This is a genomic window from Bacillus sp. AFS073361 (assembly GCF_002567005.1).
GTDB lineage: Bacteria > Bacillota > Bacilli > Bacillales > Cytobacillaceae > Neobacillus.
This window is the reverse complement of record NZ_NUZU01000102.1, coordinates 1-326: the sequence shown is the minus strand read 5'-3', so window position 1 is coordinate 326 and position 326 is coordinate 1. Positions and strand designations below refer to the sequence as shown.

At 40.5% G+C, this 326-nt stretch carries 1 protein-coding gene; it reads left to right on the top strand.

Features of this window, described 5'->3' with window-relative positions; all coding sequences use genetic code 11:
* Window positions 1–326: hypothetical protein (locus COJ96_RS25525; RefSeq protein ID WP_218936530.1), on the top strand; the 326-nt coding region annotated here is incomplete at both ends.

Below are 326 nucleotides of genomic sequence, written 5' to 3'. Positions count from 1 at the left end.
GACACAACTTAAACTGATGCGTCAGGAACAAGTCGATGAATTACGTTCGCTCAGAACTTCTTTTGAGACATTTTCCCAAAAAATGGCTGAAGACGGTTCTAAAGCGTTGATTGAAGCCCTCAAAGAAGTCATACGGGACTTCAACACGCAAATTAATGAACAGTTTGGTGAGAACTTTAAACATTTAAATGCCAGTGTGGAAAAACTCGTTATCTGGCAACAGCAATATAAAGAGGAGCTGGATAAGCTTCAGCTCATGCAAAAATCATCAGCAGAAGATCTCAACAACGCTGCTTCTGGTCTGTCTTTATTTATCGATAGAGCCG